The sequence below is a fragment of the Flavihumibacter stibioxidans genome, from assembly GCF_014332695.1.
Classification (GTDB): Bacteria; Bacteroidota; Bacteroidia; order Chitinophagales; family Chitinophagaceae; genus Flavihumibacter; species Flavihumibacter stibioxidans.
Window position 1 is genome coordinate 2,501 of the sequence record NZ_MBUA01000003.1, and the last position, 2,500, is coordinate 5,000.

Annotated in this window: 1 rRNA gene (only partly in view); it reads left to right on the forward strand. The window is 49.6% G+C overall.

Annotated features, from left to right (window positions below):
* Nucleotides 1–2,500, forward strand: a 23S ribosomal RNA gene (locus BC349_RS06800) (it extends past both window edges: 228 nt to the left, 155 nt to the right).

The following is a 2,500-nucleotide window of genomic DNA, read 5'->3' on the forward strand; positions in this document are numbered from 1 at the left end:
TGAGTAGTGGCGAGCGAAAAGGGAAGAGCCCAAACCTGTGGGGCGTGCTCCACGGGGGTTGTAGGACTGCATTTAGAAACTCATTTCAATCTGAACCATCTGGAAAGTTGGGCCAAAGCGTGTGAAAGCCACGTAGGAGCAAATAATGAGGGACGAGCAGTATCCTGAGTAGCGCGGGACCGGAGGAATCCTGCGTGAATCTGCCGGCACCATCCGGTAAGGCTAAATACTCTTCAGACACCGATAGTGAACCAGTACCGTAAGGGAAAGGTGAAAAGCACCCTGAATAAGGGAGTGAAATAGTACCTGAAACCGTGTGCCTACAAGCGGTCGGAGCATCGTAAGGTGTGACGGCGTGCCTTTTGCATAATGAGCCTACGAGTTACTCCTCACTGGCGAGGTTAAGTTCTTAAGTAACGGAGCCGTAGCGAAAGCGAGTCCAAATAGGGCGCTTTAGTCAGTGGGGGTAGACGCGAAACTTTGTGATCTATCCATGGGCAGGTTGAAGGTGTGGTAACACACACTGGAGGACCGAACTCATTAACGTTGAAAAGTTATGGGATGACCTGTGGATAGGGGTGAAAGGCCAATCAAACTGAGAGATAGCTCGTTCTCCCCGAAATGTTTTTAGGAACAGCGTCGCATATAGAAGTTTATTAGAGGTAGAGCTACTGATTGGGCTAGGGGGCTTCACCGCCTACCAAACCCTGACAAACTCCGAATGCTAATAAATATCTGCGGCAGTGAGGCTGTGGGCGCTAAGGTCCATGGCCGAGAGGGAAATAACCCAGATTAGCAACTAAGGTCCCTAATACGTAGTTAAGTTGAACAAACGAGGTGGAGTTTCTAAAACAGCCAGGATGTTGGCTTGGAAGCAGCCATTCATTTAAAGAGTGCGTAACAGCTCACTGGTCGAGAGACTCTGCACGGAAAATGATCGGGCATCAAACTACGAACCGAAGTTCTAAATTCCATACTTGTATGGAGTGGTAGGGGAGCATTCCAATCTGCGTTGAAGGTGTGTGGTGATGCATGCTGGAGCGGTTGGAAAAGAAAATGTAGGCATAAGTAACGATAAAACAAGTGAAAAACTTGTTCGCCGTAAGACTAAGGGTTCCTGATCAACGTTAATCGGATCAGGGTTAGTCGGGTCCTTAGGCAAACCCGAAAGGGGCAGCTGATGGAAAACTGGTTAATATTCCAGTACCGGCATTAGTTTCGATGGGGTGACGTGTTAGTGAAAGGTCCGCGCAGTTACGGAATACTGCGTTAAAGCCCGTAGATATATCCTGTGTAGGCAAATCCGCACGGGATGTCGAAGGTGATAGTACTAGAAAGCTTCGGCTGGATAGATAGTGACCCTAATCATAGCACCGAGAAAAACCTCTAAGGATAGGCTAATGCCGCCCGTACCGTAAACCGACACAGGTAGTCGAGATGAATATTCTAAGGCGCTCGGGTGAGCCGTGGAGAAGGAACTAGGCAAATTGACGCTGTAACTTCGGGATAAAGCGTACCGCAGCGATGCGGTCTCAGTAAAATGGTTCAACCAACTGTTTAACAAAAACACAGGGCCCTGCAAAATCGTAAGATGACGTATAGAGCCTGATACCTGCCCGGTGCTGGAAGGTTAAGGAAGGATGTTCGGAGTAATCCAAAGCTTCTGACTGAAGCCCCAGTAAACGGCGGCCGTAACTATAACGGTCCTAAGGTAGCGAAATTCCTTGTCGGGTAAGTTCCGACCTGCACGAATGGTCTAATGAGTTGAACACTGTCTCCTCCACGAGCCCGGTGAAATTGTAGTATCGGTGAAGATGCCGGTTACCCGTCACGGGACGGAAAGACCCCATGAACCTTCACTACAACTTTGCATTGATTTTGAGCACCAAGTGTGTAGGATAGTTGGGAGACTATGAAGCAGTGTCGCCAGGCATTGTGGAGTCATCGTTGAAATACCAACCTCTTGTTGCTTAGAACCTAACCCCTGAAGGGGGACATTGCATGGTGGGTAGTTTGACTGGGGTGGTCGCCTCCTAAAAAGTAACGGAGGCTCGCAAAGGTACCCTCAGTACGGTTGGTAATCGTACGCAGAGCGCATTAGTATAAGGGTGCTTGACTGTGAGACATACAAGTCGATCAGGTGCGAAAGCAGGCTAAAGTGATCCGGTGGTTCTGTATGGAAGGGCCATCGCTCAAAGGATAAAAGGTACTCTGGGGATAACAGGCTGATCTCACCCAAGAGCTCATATCGACGGTGAGGTTTGGCACCTCGATGTCGGTTCGTCACATCCTGGGGCTGGAGAAGGTCCCAAGGGTTCGGCTGTTCGCCGATTAAAGTGGCACGTGAACTGGGTTCAGAACGTCGCAAGACAGTTCGGTCCCTATCTGTGATGGGCGTTAGAAAATTGAGAGGACATGACCTTAGTACGAGAGGACCGGGTCGTACGTACCGCTGGTGTATCGGTTGTGCCGCCAGGTGCAATGCCGAGTAGCTATGTAC